This window comes from Curtobacterium luteum (genome assembly GCF_014646995.1).
Classification (GTDB): Bacteria; Actinomycetota; Actinomycetes; order Actinomycetales; family Microbacteriaceae; genus Curtobacterium; species Curtobacterium luteum.
This window is the reverse complement of record NZ_BMOI01000002.1, coordinates 5,178-18,227: the sequence shown is the minus strand read 5'-3', so window position 1 is coordinate 18,227 and position 13,050 is coordinate 5,178. Positions and strand designations below refer to the sequence as shown.

Here is a 13,050-nt window from a genome sequence, read left to right as displayed (position 1 = left end):
GTATAACGAAGCGGTAACGGCGCGCTAGCCCGCGATCGGCTCGTTCGCTGCGAGTTCACCATGAGCGGCCGATGAACCCGCTGGAACGATCAGAACAGGTCGGGCGACGGCGTCGACGCGTACCGGACAGCGACGTCGGCGTGCCGGTCGAAGCGGTAGCCGACGCCGCGGACGGTGCGCACGATCTCCTCGAACGCGCCGAGCTTCGACCGCAGCCGTCGGACGTGGACGTCGATGGTCCGTTCGTTCGGGGTCTCGTCCTCACCGTCCGACCAGAGGCCGTCGATGATGGCCGAGCGGTCGACGGTGCGGCCCTCGCGGAGCACGAGGAACTGCAGCAGCTCGAACTCCTTGTAGGTCAGGGGAGCCGGCTCGCCGTCGAGCGTCACCCGCTTGCGGGAGATGTCGATGACGACGCCGGTCTCCTCGGGCTCGGGCTTCTCGGCCTGCTTGCGGGCGGCGACGGCGGAGCGGTCCTGCAGGGCGAGCCGGACGACGTCGACGTCACGCCCGCCGGAGCCCTCGGCCGCGACGGCGACCGCGGCGTAGGTCTCCGAGGTCGGCACGAGCTGCGCGGTCAGTGCCTTGAGCTGCTCCACGACGGCGGCGAGGGTCGTGCCGGCGGCGGCGGCCTTCGCCTCGTCGATGCCGACGTAGAGGGCGAAGCCGCGGGCCTCGGTGCCCTCGGGCAGTGCACGGTTGCGCTGCGGGGCCACGACGGGGCTGGTGGGGACGGGAGCAGCCTGCGGGGTCGCCGGCTGACGGCGGGGACGCAGCGGCGTCACGGTGCCGAGGTCGGTCGGGACGGGGGCCGCGGTACGGAGCGGGGTGCGGGGCTGAGCGATGGTGAGCGACATGGCTGGTTCTCCGGGAGGACGGCCGCGGGTGGAGCGAGGAGGTGCGACCGGTGTCGAATGCGTCGGCCCGGGTACGGCGGGTTCGCCGTGACGTCCCTGCGGTCCTGCTGCGGACCGGGGAACCCGGGGGTACGGGGAGTGACCTGGTCGGACGGCTGGCGTCGTCGACGAGGTCGTCACCCGGGGATCACGCCTGCGCGACCGGGGTGGGGTCGCGGGGGATCCGGCTGGAACGGGTGCCGATCAGGCACACATTCGACAACGCATGACCGACATCGTCGGCATCATCATGCCGATGGTCCCCTGTGCCTCGATGAGGACGCGGGCGGACACGGTTGCAGTCATGGCACGAGTATGGGTGGGATACCAACGCGGTGTCAACCGTCCGACCGGACGGTGCATGCCGCGGGCACGCGCTAAACGGACGGGAGGCCCGTGGCGGATCCGCCACGGGCCTCCCGTCCGTCTGGCGGTCGCGGGAGCGACCGCGCGTCGTCTACTCGGCCAGGCCGTAGAGGCGGTCGCCGGCGTCGCCGAGGCCCGGCACGATGTAGCCGTTCTCGTCGAGCTTCTCGTCGAGCGCGCCGAGGACGATCGACACGTTGCGGTCGCCGACGGCCTGCTCGACGGCGGCGAGGCCCTCCGGCGCGCCGAGGATGCACACGCAGGTCACCTCTTCCGCGCCGCGGTCGAACAGGAAGTCGATCGCGGCGGCGAGGGTGCCACCGGTCGCGAGCATCGGGTCGAGCACGAAGCACTGCCGGCCGGAGAGGTCGTCGGGCAGGCGCTCGGCGTAGGTCTGCGGCTCGAGCGTCTGCTCGTTCCGGGCCATGCCGAGGAACCCGACCTCGGCGGTGGGGACGAGCTTGACCATGCCCTCGAGCATGCCGAGGCCCGCGCGGAGGATCGGGACGACGAGCGGGCGCGGCTTCGCGATCGCGACGCCCATGGTGTGCGCGACCGGGGTGTCGATCGGGGTGGCGGTGACCCGGACGTTCCGCGTGGCCTCGTAGGCGAGGAGCGTGACGAGTTCCTCGGTGAGGGCCCGGAACGTCGGAGAGGGGGTCGTCCGGTCGCGGAGCACCGAGAGCTTGTGGGTGATGAGCGGGTGGTCGGCGACGTGGACTCGCATAGGGTCGAGCCTACCGTGCTGCCGAGTGCCAGGAGGTCCGCGTGGAAGCACCCGCCGCCCGCCCCTACGTCGACGCCATGCGTGCCGCGCTCGTCGAGGCGCGGGCCTGCCTCGACACCGGTGACGTGCCCGTCGGCGCGGTCGTGCTCGACGCTGCCGGCGAGGTCGTCGCGACGGGACGCAACGAGCGTGAGGCGCTCCAGGACCCCACCGCGCACGCCGAGGTGCTCGCGCTCCGGGCCGCCGCCGGGGTCACGGGCGACTGGCACCTCGCGGAGCACACGCTCGTGGTCACGCTCGAGCCGTGCGTGATGTGCGCCGGGGCGATCCTCGCGGCACGGGTGCCGCGCGTGGTCTTCGGCGCGTGGGACCCGAAGGCGGGTGCGACGGGGAGCGTCTACGACGTCGCCAGGGACCGCCGTCTGCCGCACCGCTCCGAGGTGGTCGGCGGGGTGCTCGAGGGGGAGTGCGCGGCGCTCCTCGACGACTTCTTCGCCGCGCGGCGCTGACGCGCTCCGCGGGGTGTGCCGGCCGGGAGGCCCGTGGCGGCGCCGCCACGGGCCTCCCGGCCGTCAGCCGGTCACCAGATGACGGCGATGAGCACGTTCGCGATGGCGAGCGCGCCGGCGGAGTGGAAGAACGGCAACGCGGCCTTGTCCTTCGCCTGCCCGGCGTCCGCACGCTTCTGCCGCGACCGAGCGACGAACGCGAGCACGAGCGCGACCAGGGCCACGGCGAGCTTCACGCCGAGCTTGACGTGGTTCGCGCCCCCGTCGGTCGTCGCGTCCACGACCCCCATCAGGCCGAGGCCGGTGACGAGCTGCGTGACGAGGCCGATGATGACCCAGTTCGTCTCGAACCCGCCCTTCCGGCGCACCTGGAACAGGAACGCGCCGATCACGGCGGCGAGCCCGACGAAGTGGAGGATGAGCAGGACGTCCTTCAGCACGGTCATGCGCTCATCGTCCCGGAGCGGACCGGTCCGCCGCCAGCAAGGGCAGCCTCAGTCGGCGGCGCGCAGGACGATCGCCTCGGTCGGCGGACGCGGCCCGGTCCGGAGCACGTCCGGTTCGACGTAGATCACACGGGCGATCGGCACGGCCTGCCGGACCCGGTGCTCCACGGCGTCGATGCCGGCTGCGACGTCGCCGAGCCGTCGGTCGCCGTCGACCGCGACCTTCACGCCGACCATGAGCTCGTCCGGTCCGAGGTAGAGCGTCTTGATGTGGATGATCGAGTCGACCTCCGGGCCGTCGAGCACCGCGTCCTTGATGCGGGCGACGTCGGCCGCGGTCGCACCCTCGCCCACGAGCAGGCTCTTCGTCTCGACGCCGAGCACGAGCGCGACGGCGATGAGCAGGACGGCGATGAGGATCGTGCCGATCGCGTCGAACACGCCGTTGCCGGTGATCGCGGTCAGCCCGACGCCGAACAGCGCGAAGACGAGGCCGGTCAGCGCCGCGGTGTCCTCGAGCATGACGACGGGGAGCTCGGGCGCCTTCGCGCGGCGCACGAACTGCACCCACGACAGCGACCCCTTGTTCGGCGCGGCCTCGCGGAGCGCGGTGCGGAGCGAGAAGCCCTCGAGGGCGATCGCGATGACGAGCACGGCGACCGGGAGCCACCAGCTCTCGAGGGGGTGCGGGTTCCGGAGCTTCTCGATGCCCTCGTACAGCGAGAACACACCGCCGACCGAGAACAGGACGATGGACACGACGAACGCGTACACGTAGCGCTCGCGGCCGTAGCCGAACGGGTGCTCCTCGTCGGCGGCGCGCCGGGCACGTCGGCCGCCGAGCAGCAGGAGCAGCTGGTTCGCGGAGTCCGCGAGCGAGTGCACGCCCTCCGCGAGCATCGACGCCGATCCGCTGATCGCCGCCGCGACGAACTTCACGATCGCGATGCCGATGTTCGCACCGAGTGCGGCGAAGATCGCCTTCGTGCCTCCGGAAGCGCTCACGGGTACCCCTTCAGTCCTGGCCTGCCTGACGATCCTAGGCCGTCGGTAGGGTCGGGGTTCATGACCATCGAACTGCCCCGCACCGCACTCCTCGGCGTCGGCTCCATGTCCGGCGCGGTCCTCGACGGGCTCCTGTCCGCCGGCCTCGACCCCGCCACCGTGACCCTCACGACGAAGTCGGAGGAGTCCGCCGCGGCGCACCGGGCCCGCGGCCTGGACGCGCACGCGAGCGACGCGGAGCCCGACGCCAACCGCGCCGCGGTCCGGGGCGCCGGACTCGTCGTCCTCGGGGTGAAGCCGTACGCGATCGGCGACCTGCTCGCGGAGGTCGCCGACGACCTCGCGCCGGGCACCGTCGTCGTGAGCGTGGCGGTGGGCACGACGACCGCGAGCATGGAGCGGGCCGTCCCGGCCGGCGTCCGCGTGGTCCGCGCCCTGCCGAACACGCCCATCGGCGTCGGGCGTGGCGTCACCGGGATCAGCGCCGGGGCGTCCGCCGACGAGGACGCGGTCGCGCTGGCCTCCTCGCTCTTCTCCGTGTCGGGCTCCGTGATCGAGGTCCCGGAGTCGCAGCTCGACGCGCTGTCCGCCGTGTCCGGCTCCGGGCCCGCCTACGTCTTCCTGCTCGTCGAGCAGTGGCAGCGCGCGGCGGAGGAGCTCGGCTTCACGCCGGAGCAGGCCGCGACCATGGTGCAGGGCACCGTGCGCGGCGCGGTCGCGCTGCTCGAGGCGTCGGACAAGGCCCCCGCGGAGCTCCGTCGGGCCGTGACGAGCCCGAAGGGCACCACCGAGCGAGCGGTCGCCGTCCTGCAGGACGCGGACCTCTCCGGCACGCTCCTGCGCGCGTCGCGCGCGGCGATCGCGCGTGCCGAGGAGATCGCGGCGAGCTGACGCGGCTGCGGTGGTCGTCGCCACGGGACGGCCGGGAGGTGCGGTGCGGCCCCGCCACGGGCCTCCCGGCTGACGTGGGGCTGGCGGCCGACCGCCGCGCGTGGCGGACCGGGCGTCACTCGAGGGCGGCGAAGCGCTCCAAGTCGGCGGTGGCGCCGGAGACGATGATGACGTCCTCCTCGCCGATGACGCTCTCCGGTGTGGCGGGGACGAACGCCTGGCCCGGCGTCTTGATGCCGAGCACCGTCAGGCCGAACCGCGTCCGGATGACCGTCGTCGCGAGGTCCTTCCCCCGGACCGCGCGCGGCGGGAACATCTTGACGACCGCGAAGTCCTCGTCGAACTGGATGAAGTCGAGCATCCGACCCGAGACGAGGTGGGCGGTGCGTTCGCCGGCCTCGCGCTCGGGGTAGACGACGTGGTTCGCGCCGATGCGGGACAGGATCACGCCGTGCGACCGACTGATCGCCTTGGCCCAGATCTGCGGGATGCCGAGGTCGACCAGGTTCGCCGTGATGAGGACGCTCGACTCGAGGTCTGAGCCCACGCCCACGACCGCGATGGCGAAGTCCTGCGCGCCGATCTGCCGGAGCGCGTCCATGTCCGTGGCGTCCGCCTGCACGGCGTGCGTCACGCGGTCCGACCACTTCTGCACCAGGCCGGCGTCGGTGTCGACCACGAGCACCTCACGGTGCTGCCGCTCGAGCTGCCCGGCGGTCGCGGCGCCGAAGCGCCCGAGGCCGATGACGAGGACGGGGGCGTCGTGGCTGACGGCCCCGGCGAGCGGGTGGGTGGACGGCAGCGGCGTGCGGGTGCGGTCAGCCAACGATCGGCCTCTCCTCGGGGCGGCGGAACAGTTGCCGGGCCTGGCTCGCGGCGAGGGCGGCGGCGATCGTCACTGTACCGACCCGGCCGAGGAACATCGTGGCGGCGAGCACGTACTTGCCGGCCTCCGGGAGCTCGGCGGAGATGCCCGACGACAGGCCGCAGGTCGCGAACGCCGAGATGACCTCGAACAGCACCCGGTCGAGCGAGTCGCGGGTGATCTGCAGCAGCGTGATCGTCGCCACCGCCACGATCGTGGCGCCCCAGAGCACGACGGCGACCGCAACGCGGAGCACGTCGCTCGGGATCCGACGGCCGAACGCCTCCATGCTCCGGCGTCCGCGGGCCTCCGCGACGGCGGCGAGGAAGAGGACCGCGAGGGTGGTGACCTTGATCCCGCCGGCGGTGGACGCCGAGCCGCCGCCGATGAACATGAGCATGTCGGTCACGAGCAGGCTCGCGCCGTGCATCTGCTCGACGTCGATCGTGGCGAAGCCGCCCGACCGGGTCATCGTCGAGAAGAACAGCGCCTGGAACGCCGTGTGCCCGGCACCGGCATCGCCGAGCGTGGCCTTGTTGGAGGCCTCGAGCCCGGTGTAGACGACCGCGCCGACGACGAGCAGGACGGCACTCGTGACGAGGGTCAGCTTGACGTGGAGCGACCACCGCCGTGGCGTCCGGAACTGCTTCGTGATGGTGCGGATGACCGGGAACCCGATGGAGCCCGCGACCACCGCCACCATGATGAGCGAGAGGAACCAGTAGTCGTTCGCGAACGGGGTGAGGCCCTCGGCGTTGGGGGAGAACCCCGTGTTCGTGAACGCCATCGCCGCGTAGTAGAAGGCATCGCCGACCGCGGTCCAGAACGGGTAGCCGGCGACCAGGACCGACGGCAGGAGCAGCAGGCCGACGGCGACCTCGATCGTGAGCGTGCTCACGGCGACCGTGGCGAGGAGCGTGCCGACCTCCCCGAGCCGGACGGCCTGCCCCTCCGGGACGGCGCCGTGGTGGGTGCGTAGTGGGTTCGAGTCCCCGGCGGCCATGAGCTTCGCCCGGAGTCCGAGCCGTCGGGTGACGACCAGTCCGAGGATCGACGCGAAGGTGAGGACACCGACCGCGCCGATCTGCGTGCCCACGACGATGACGACCTTGCCGAACACGGACCAGTGCGTGGCCATGTCGACCGTCGCGAGGCCTGTGACGCAGACGACCGAGGCGGCGGTGAAGAGCGCGTCCGAGAACTGCGTCGGCCGTCCGTCGGCAGCGGCCCACGGTGTCATGAACAGCGACGTGAAGACGAACACCAGGACGAGGAAGACCAGGATCGCCAGGCGGGAGGGGGAGGACCGCAGCACCGCGGCCACCTGCGCTGCCCGGCGTCGCGCCGGCGAGGGGCCCGCGCGCAACGGCTCCGTGTGCTCCAGCATGCTCGTATGCCTCCCGGGACATGGGCGGGTCGCATGGCATGGTACATCCGCGACGGGGCGGTTAGCCTTGGCCCATGGCCGACATCTTCTCCGTCGTGGCGGACCCCACCCGGCGCGAACTGCTCGGAGCACTGCTCGCCGCGTACGGCTCGGACGTGACCGGCGGGGAGCTCAGTGTCGGCCAGCTCGTCGAGAAGCTCGGGGTCAGCCAGCCCACCGTGTCGAAGCACCTCCGTGTCCTCCGGGACATCGGGCTCGTGTCCAGCCGCGAGGAAGGGCAGCACCGCTACTACCGCCTCGACCCGGAGCCGCTGCTGCCGGTCGAGGAGTGGGTGCTCGCGTTCACGGGGGCCATGGACGCCGACGGCACACCGGCCACGACCGCGTGGACCCCGGACGGCCAGCCGGTGTCGGTCCGCCGGAACGGCGCCGCGGGCAAGGCCACGGTCGAGGTCGGTACCGAGCTCGGCCGGGTGATGGCCGAGGCCTCCTACCGTGCGTCGGCGGCGCTGACCGGGGCACAGCAGGGCTGGGAGCGGGTCGTCGACCGCGGCCGGAAGCGCTTCACGCGCCGCGGCGAGGACGACTGACCGGCTCCTGCCCGCGCGGCGCCGTGGCCGAGTCGTGACCGAGCACCTGGACACGCGTTCCCAGCGGCCTCTACAGTGATCAGAGACCACACAGGTCACAACCGAACCCGTGCGCGCGACGCCCAGCGGACCGCACGAGGCACCCGAAGGCGGATCATGACCGGCAGTTTCGACGACGTGCGCTTCCTCACCGTGGCCGAGGTCGCGGAGATGATGCGCGTTTCGAAGATGACCGTGTACCGCATGGTGCACGCCGGCGAGCTCCCCGCGATCCGCTTCGGTCGGTCCTTCCGCGTGCCGGAGTCGGCGGTCGCCGACGTCCTGCGCGGTGGCATCGCCGACGTCGGCTGAGCAGCCCCGGAGTGCCGTGTTCGACAGGACCGGCGCGCTCCGCTAGACTCGGCCGGGTTGATTTTCCGCGGTCCCGACGGGCGCGGTGTCCACACATCAGCATCGTTCCGAGCGAGGTCCACTATGGGTTCTGTCATCAAGAAGCGCCGCAAGCGCATGGCGAAGAAGAAGCACCGCAAGCTCCTTCGCAAGACGCGTCACCAGCGTCGCAACAAGAAGTAGGCGCAGCGAAGTACGTCCAGTACTTGCACCCGAAGCCCCGGTTCGCCGGGGCTTTCGTGTTCCCGCGGCGAGGGCGAGGGCGATGCGCATGCTCCGCGTGGCTCCGGACGGACCTCGTTACGCTGGGGACATGCCCGCCGTGATCCTCCTGACCAAGCCCGGATGCCACCTCTGCGACGACGCACGACCGATCGTCGAGCGGGTCGTGGCCGAACACCCCGGGACGACGCTGCAGGAGCGGTCGATCCTCGACGACGACGCCCTCCGCGAGGAGTACGCGGAGGACATCCCCGTCGTCCTGGTCGACGGGCGCGTCCACAGCAACTGGCACGTCGACGCCGACCGGCTCCGACGTGCCCTCGAGAAGGCAGGTGCCTCCGCATGATCAGCCACGTCGTCGCCTGGACCCTCCGCGAGGACGTCGACCGCGACGCCGCCATCGCCCGCGTCCGGGAGCTCCTCACGGGCCTGGTCGGCACCGTGCCGTCGATCCGGTCGCTCGAGGTCGTCGAGAACGTCGCCTACCCCGACAAGAACAGCGACCTCGCCGTCGTCGCGACGTTCGACGACCTCGCCGGGCTCGACGCCTACCAGGTCCACCCCGAGCACCAGGCGGCCGCGGCGGAGATCCGCGGACTGGTCACGGGGCGGGCGGCCATCGACTGGGAGAGCTGACCCGCGCCTCCCGGCCTGCGCACGACGACGGCCACCCTCCTGTCGGAGGGTGGACGTCGTCGTGTCGGTGGGGCTGTCAGGGGGTGAGGCGCGTCGGGCCGCGGAAGAGGTAGGTGACCTCGCGGATCGACGGCTCGTGCAGCGCGAGCATCAGCACGCGCGCCAGACCCATGCCGAACCCGCCGTGCGGCGGGACGCCGTAGCGGAAGAAGTCGAGGTACCAGTCGATCTCGGCGGTGTCGAGACCCTTCTCCTCCGCCTGGGCGGCGAGCCGGTCGACCCGGTGCTCGCGCTGCGCGCCGGTCGAGATCTCGGCGCCGTTGAACAGCAGGTCGTAGCTGTTCGTGAGCGTCGGGTCGTCCTCATGGCGCATGTGGTAGTACGGCCGGATCGTGGCGTCGTAGTCGGTGACGAACACGAACTCCGAGCCGTGCGTCTCCTTCGCCCAGGCGCTCACGCGGCGCTCGCCCTCGGGGTCGAGGTCGCCGTCGGCGCGGACGACGTCGTAGCCGCTGTCGGCGACGATCTTCCGGGCCTCGGCCAGGGTGACGCGGGGGAACGGTGCGGCCGGCACGACGAACTCGAAACCGAAGACCTCCTCGATCTCCGCGCCGTACTTCTCCTTGACGGCGGTGAAGCCGGCGACGAGGACCTCCTCGTGCATCGCCATGACGTCCTGGTGTGACTCGACCCAGGAGATCTCGGCGTCGACGCTCGTGAACTCGGTTGCGTGCCGGCTCGTGAACGACGGGTCGGCGCGGAAGGCGTCGGCGATCTCGAACACGGCGCCGAACCCGGCGGGCTGTGCCATCTGCTTGAAGTTCTGCGGCGACTGCGCGAGGTACGCGGTCGTCTCGAAGTACTCGAGCTGGAAGAGCTCGGCGCGCGACTCCGACGCCGAGGCCATGAGCTTCGGGGTGTGGATCTCGATGTAGTCGCGGTCGATCCAGTACGAGCGGAACGCGTGCTCCATCGTCGTCTGGATGCGGAAGATGAGGTTCTGCTTGCGGTTCCGCAGGTCGAGGAAGCGCCAGTCGAGTCGCTTGTCGAGCGAGGAGTCGTCCGCGATCGGCGTCTCGGGGATCGCGGCGCTCACGACGGTGAGGGAGCCGACCTTGACCTCGAGACCGCCGAGCTTGACGCGCTCGTCGTGCTTCAGGGTGCCCTGCACGTGCACGAACGTCCCCTTGGCCAGGTCGGAGATCTCGTTCGTGGTGGCGAGCGCGACCTGCGCGGTGTCGTCGCCGTCCTCGGCCTCGCGCGTGGCGGGGTTGACGAGCTGTGCGGCGCCGGTCTCGTCGCGGAGCACGACGAACTGCACCTTCTTCTGGTCTCGGACGGTCTCCACCCATCCGGCGACGGAGACGGGTCCGTCGGGGAGTGCGGCGAGGTCGGCGATGCGGGTGCGTTCGATCACGGGGAGCGAGTCTATCCGGCTCGCTGCGCGGCCGCTGCTCCACGGCGGCTCGCTGTACGGCCGGTCCTCCACAGCGACTCGCTGTACGGCCGCTCCTCCACAGCGGCTCGCGTCGTGTGCGTCGTCCACAGGTCGGTCGGGAGGCGCGGATCGCCGTCGCCGGGTCCGTAGCGTCGACGACGTGGCCGGGTCGCGAGTTCGAGGGGGTGGTCCCGTGACGGCAGGGACCGAGGGGCTCGCGGCCTGGCCGCCTGCCGCGGTGGCGACGGTGGTGGCGGCGGTCGTGACGACCGGGCTGACGCTGGTCGTCGCGGTGGTCGGCGGGGTCTGGGTGGTCGTGCGGTGGCGGCGCGACGTCGCTCGGGAAGAGCGCGATCGGGCATGGTCTCGACTCGTCTGGATCGTCGACCAGGCGTGTGATCCGGACGTCGGCCGGTCCGAGGTCGGACTCGTCGGCGCTGACGCGATGTACGACATGCAGATGCTTCGCGACGACGACGCGGTGCTCGGCACGATGGTCCTCGGACTCATCACGGGGCAGGAGCAACGATGACGGCGGAGGACCCGGTACTGGCGCTGATCGATCGGCGTCAGGAGGAATGGCGGCAGCGCATCCGGCGGAAGTACCGGCTGCGACCCTGGAGAGCCCGGCGGCTCATCCGTGAGCACGACGAGTTGATCCGACGGCAGGCGGAGTGGAAGGCGGCCCGGCGCGAGCGCCGGCGACTGATCGAAGCCGGCGAGCTGTCAGGGGAGTGAGGCGCGGAGCGAACCGAGCGTACCGATGAACTCCTCGGCCATGCCCGCGCGCTCGAGCAGCTTCGCGTGGCGGGCGCGGGCGTCCTCGAGGAACTCGTCGAGCCGTGCTGCGAGGGCTGCCTCGTCCTCGGCGTCGCTCGTCCCGAGGGCGTCGACGACCCGCAGCAACTCGGCCATCTCGTCGAGCGTGAACCCGAGCGGCTTCATGCGTCGGATGACCAGCAGGCGCTCGAGGTCCCCCTCGGTGTAGACGCGGAAGCCACCCGCCGTCCGGCCGCTGGGCACGAGCAGTCCGACCTCGTCGTAGTGCCGGATCGTGCGCAGCGACATCCCCGCGCGTTCCGCGAGCTCGCCGATGTGCATCGTGTTCATGAGGCGCAACCGTAGCAACCCGACCCTGACGTGACGGTAGAGTCGCCGCCGATGTCCGTGATCACCCACGCCCCGACGCCGCCCAGCGTCCTCGCCGCCCTCCGTTCCCCGCGCATGCTCACCCGGGAGGTCCTCGCCGGTGTCGTGACGGCCCTGGCACTCATCCCGGAGGCGATCTCGTTCTCCGTCGTCGCGGGTGTCGACCCGGCGGTCGGCCTGTTCTCCAGCGTCGTGATCGCGGTCGTCATCGCGATCGTGGGTGGTCGACCCGCGATGGTGTCGGCGGCCGCCGGCTCGGTCGCCCTCGTCATCGCGCCGCTCGTCCGCGACCACGGCATCGCGTACCTCGTCCCGGCCGTCCTGCTCGGCGGGGTGGTGCAGATCGTGCTCGGTCTGCTCGGCGTCGCGCGACTCATGCGCTTCATCCCGCGGAGCGTGAACGTCGCGTTCGTGAACGCCCTCGCCATCCTCATCTTCACCGCGCAGCTGCCGAACCTGTTCGGCCACGACGTGCCGTTCGTCGTCTGGCCGCTGACCGCGCTCGGCATCGCGGTGATCGTCGGCTTCCCGTTCATCACCAGGGCCGTCCCGGCGCCGCTCGTCGCGGTGGTCGTCATCACCGCGATCACGATCCTCTTCGGCGTCACGGTGCCGACGGTGGGAGACGAGGGGGCGCTGCCGACCGCACTGCCCGGGTTCAACGGCGTCACGGTGCCCGTCACGTTCGAGACGCTCCGGATCATCGCGCCGTACGCGTTCGGCATGGCGATCGTCGGGCTCATCGAGACGCTGCTGACCGCACAGCTCGTCGATGCGCTCACCGAGACGGGGTCCAGCAAGTGGCGGGGGTCGTGGGGCCAGGGTGTCGCCAACATCGCGTCCGCGTTCTTCGGCGGGACGGGCGGCTGCGCGATGATCGGCCAGACCGTCATCAACGTGAAGACCGCGGGCGCGAGGACCCGGATCTCGACGTTCGTCGCCGGGGCGTCGGTGCTCGTGCTGACGATCGTGCTGCACGACCTCGTGGCGCAGATCCCGATGGCCGCGCTCACGGCCGTCATGGTCATGGTGTGCGTGGCGACCTTCGACTGGCACAGCGTCCGGCCCGCCACCCTCCGTCGGATGCCGCTCGGCGAGACCGCGGTGATGGTGCTCACGGTCGTGGTGGTCGTGGCGACGGACAACCTCGCGACGGGCGTGCTCGTCGGGGTCGTCGCCGCAGCCCTGGTGTTCGCCCGTCGTGCCGCCCACGTTGTGTCGGTGGTCCGTGAGCCCGTGGACGAGCACACCGTCCGCTACCGGGTCCGTGGCGCGCTCTTCTTCGCCAGTTCGAACGACCTCGTCACACGGTTCTCCTACGCCGAGGACCCGGAGCACGTCGTGGTCGACCTGTCCGACGCGCAGGTGTTCGACGCGAGCACCGTGGCGGCCCTCGACGGGGTGGAGCAGCGGTACGCACAGCACGGCTCGACCGTCCGCGTCGAGAACCTCGACACCGGATCCGTGGCCATCCACGGGCGTCTCACGGGGCACCTGGGCTGAACGTCCCCGCAGCCGTGAATCCCCTGGGCG

Annotated in this window: 18 protein-coding genes; 10 read left to right on the top strand and 8 right to left on the bottom strand. The window is 71.5% G+C overall.

Translation table 11 applies throughout. From position 1 onward, the window contains the following. Positions 1-89 precede the first annotated feature (89 nt). Together IEY20_RS03425 and upp are read right to left on the bottom strand one after the other, a co-directional pair. Positions 90-857 carry a winged helix-turn-helix domain-containing protein gene (locus tag IEY20_RS03425; RefSeq protein WP_175329480.1) on the bottom strand — a complete coding sequence of 256 codons (768 nt, stop codon included), beginning with the start codon at positions 855-857 and terminating at the stop codon, positions 90-92. A gap of 496 nt (positions 858-1,353) precedes the next feature. Beyond that, positions 1,354-1,989, bottom strand: coding sequence for a uracil phosphoribosyltransferase (gene upp, locus IEY20_RS03420; RefSeq protein ID WP_022902488.1), 636 nt, complete (start codon positions 1,987-1,989; stop codon positions 1,354-1,356). A gap of 77 nt (positions 1,990-2,066) precedes the next feature. On the opposite strand from upp, the gene IEY20_RS03415 reads away from it, so the two are divergent. Beyond that, entirely contained in the window at positions 2,067-2,498 is a 432-nt protein-coding gene (locus IEY20_RS03415) for a nucleoside deaminase (protein ID WP_022902487.1), read from the top strand. A gap of 71 nt (positions 2,499-2,569) precedes the next feature. Here the strand turns inward: IEY20_RS03415 and IEY20_RS03410 are convergent, their stop codons facing one another. Together IEY20_RS03410 and IEY20_RS03405 are read right to left on the bottom strand one after the other, a co-directional pair. After that, positions 2,570-2,944 (bottom strand): hypothetical protein, encoded by a 375-nt coding sequence (locus IEY20_RS03410; protein ID WP_022902486.1) that lies wholly within the window; start codon positions 2,942-2,944, stop codon positions 2,570-2,572. A gap of 48 nt (positions 2,945-2,992) precedes the next feature. Next, positions 2,993-3,949, bottom strand: a complete 957-nt coding sequence (locus IEY20_RS03405; RefSeq protein ID WP_175329479.1) for a cation diffusion facilitator family transporter — start codon at positions 3,947-3,949, stop codon at positions 2,993-2,995. 60 nt (positions 3,950-4,009) lie between these two features. On the opposite strand from IEY20_RS03405, the gene proC reads away from it, so the two are divergent. Then, positions 4,010-4,840: a pyrroline-5-carboxylate reductase gene (gene proC, locus IEY20_RS03400; protein ID WP_175329478.1), complete on the top strand. Its 831-nt coding sequence runs from the start codon at positions 4,010-4,012 to the stop codon at positions 4,838-4,840. Positions 4,841-4,955: 115 nt separating this feature from the next. On the opposite strand, the gene IEY20_RS03395 is transcribed toward proC, so the two are convergent. Further along, complete coding sequence (locus IEY20_RS03395) at positions 4,956-5,642, bottom strand: potassium channel family protein (RefSeq protein ID WP_031272492.1); 687 nt, start codon at positions 5,640-5,642, stop codon at positions 4,956-4,958. Between the two features lie 16 nt (positions 5,643-5,658). Then, complete coding sequence (locus IEY20_RS03390) at positions 5,659-7,092, bottom strand: TrkH family potassium uptake protein (protein ID WP_175329477.1); 1,434 nt, start codon at positions 7,090-7,092, stop codon at positions 5,659-5,661. A gap of 74 nt (positions 7,093-7,166) precedes the next feature. Here IEY20_RS03390 and IEY20_RS03385 point away from each other — a divergent pair, with 74 nt between their 5' ends. The 5 genes from IEY20_RS03385 (at position 7,167) to IEY20_RS03365 (ending at position 8,930) form a co-directional block, all read left to right on the top strand. Next, positions 7,167-7,682 carry an ArsR/SmtB family transcription factor gene (locus IEY20_RS03385; RefSeq protein ID WP_175329476.1) on the top strand — a complete coding sequence of 172 codons (516 nt, stop codon included), beginning with the start codon at positions 7,167-7,169 and terminating at the stop codon, positions 7,680-7,682. Between the two features lie 156 nt (positions 7,683-7,838). Continuing rightward, the gene (locus IEY20_RS03380) at positions 7,839-8,033 is read left to right on the top strand and encodes a helix-turn-helix domain-containing protein (protein WP_022902482.1); all 195 of its coding nucleotides are present in this window, start codon (positions 7,839-7,841) and stop codon (positions 8,031-8,033) included. Positions 8,034-8,156: 123 nt separating this feature from the next. Continuing rightward, positions 8,157-8,255 (top strand): 30S ribosomal protein bS22, encoded by a 99-nt coding sequence (locus IEY20_RS03375; RefSeq protein WP_003792170.1) that lies wholly within the window; start codon positions 8,157-8,159, stop codon positions 8,253-8,255. A gap of 130 nt (positions 8,256-8,385) precedes the next feature. Next, positions 8,386-8,640 carry a glutaredoxin family protein gene (locus IEY20_RS03370; protein ID WP_175329475.1) on the top strand — a complete coding sequence of 85 codons (255 nt, stop codon included), beginning with the start codon at positions 8,386-8,388 and terminating at the stop codon, positions 8,638-8,640. Further along, complete coding sequence (locus IEY20_RS03365; protein WP_022902479.1) at positions 8,637-8,930, top strand: Dabb family protein; 294 nt, start codon at positions 8,637-8,639, stop codon at positions 8,928-8,930. The genes IEY20_RS03370 and IEY20_RS03365 overlap by 4 nt, the downstream gene beginning before the upstream one ends. Positions 8,931-9,006: 76 nt before the next feature. On the opposite strand, the gene aspS is transcribed toward IEY20_RS03365, so the two are convergent. After that, positions 9,007-10,347 carry an aspartate--tRNA(Asn) ligase gene (gene aspS, locus IEY20_RS03360; protein WP_175329474.1) on the bottom strand — a complete coding sequence of 447 codons (1,341 nt, stop codon included), beginning with the start codon at positions 10,345-10,347 and terminating at the stop codon, positions 9,007-9,009. A 214-nt stretch (positions 10,348-10,561) separates the two neighbouring features. Between aspS and IEY20_RS03355 the strand changes: the two genes are divergently transcribed. Further along, positions 10,562-10,900, top strand: a complete 339-nt coding sequence (locus tag IEY20_RS03355) for a hypothetical protein (RefSeq protein WP_175329473.1) — start codon at positions 10,562-10,564, stop codon at positions 10,898-10,900. Next, the gene (locus IEY20_RS03350; protein ID WP_175329472.1) at positions 10,897-11,106 is read left to right on the top strand and encodes a hypothetical protein; all 210 of its coding nucleotides are present in this window, start codon (positions 10,897-10,899) and stop codon (positions 11,104-11,106) included. The genes IEY20_RS03355 and IEY20_RS03350 overlap by 4 nt, the downstream gene beginning before the upstream one ends. Here the strand turns inward: IEY20_RS03350 and IEY20_RS03345 are convergent. Next, complete coding sequence (locus IEY20_RS03345; RefSeq protein ID WP_175329471.1) at positions 11,095-11,478, bottom strand: MerR family transcriptional regulator; 384 nt, start codon at positions 11,476-11,478, stop codon at positions 11,095-11,097. The two genes, IEY20_RS03350 and IEY20_RS03345, sit on opposite strands and share 12 nt — an antisense overlap. Positions 11,479-11,529: 51 nt before the next feature. On the opposite strand from IEY20_RS03345, the gene IEY20_RS03340 reads away from it, so the two are divergent. Continuing rightward, positions 11,530-13,020: a SulP family inorganic anion transporter gene (locus IEY20_RS03340; RefSeq protein ID WP_175329470.1), complete on the top strand. Its 1,491-nt coding sequence runs from the start codon at positions 11,530-11,532 to the stop codon at positions 13,018-13,020. Positions 13,021-13,050 lie beyond the last annotated feature (30 nt).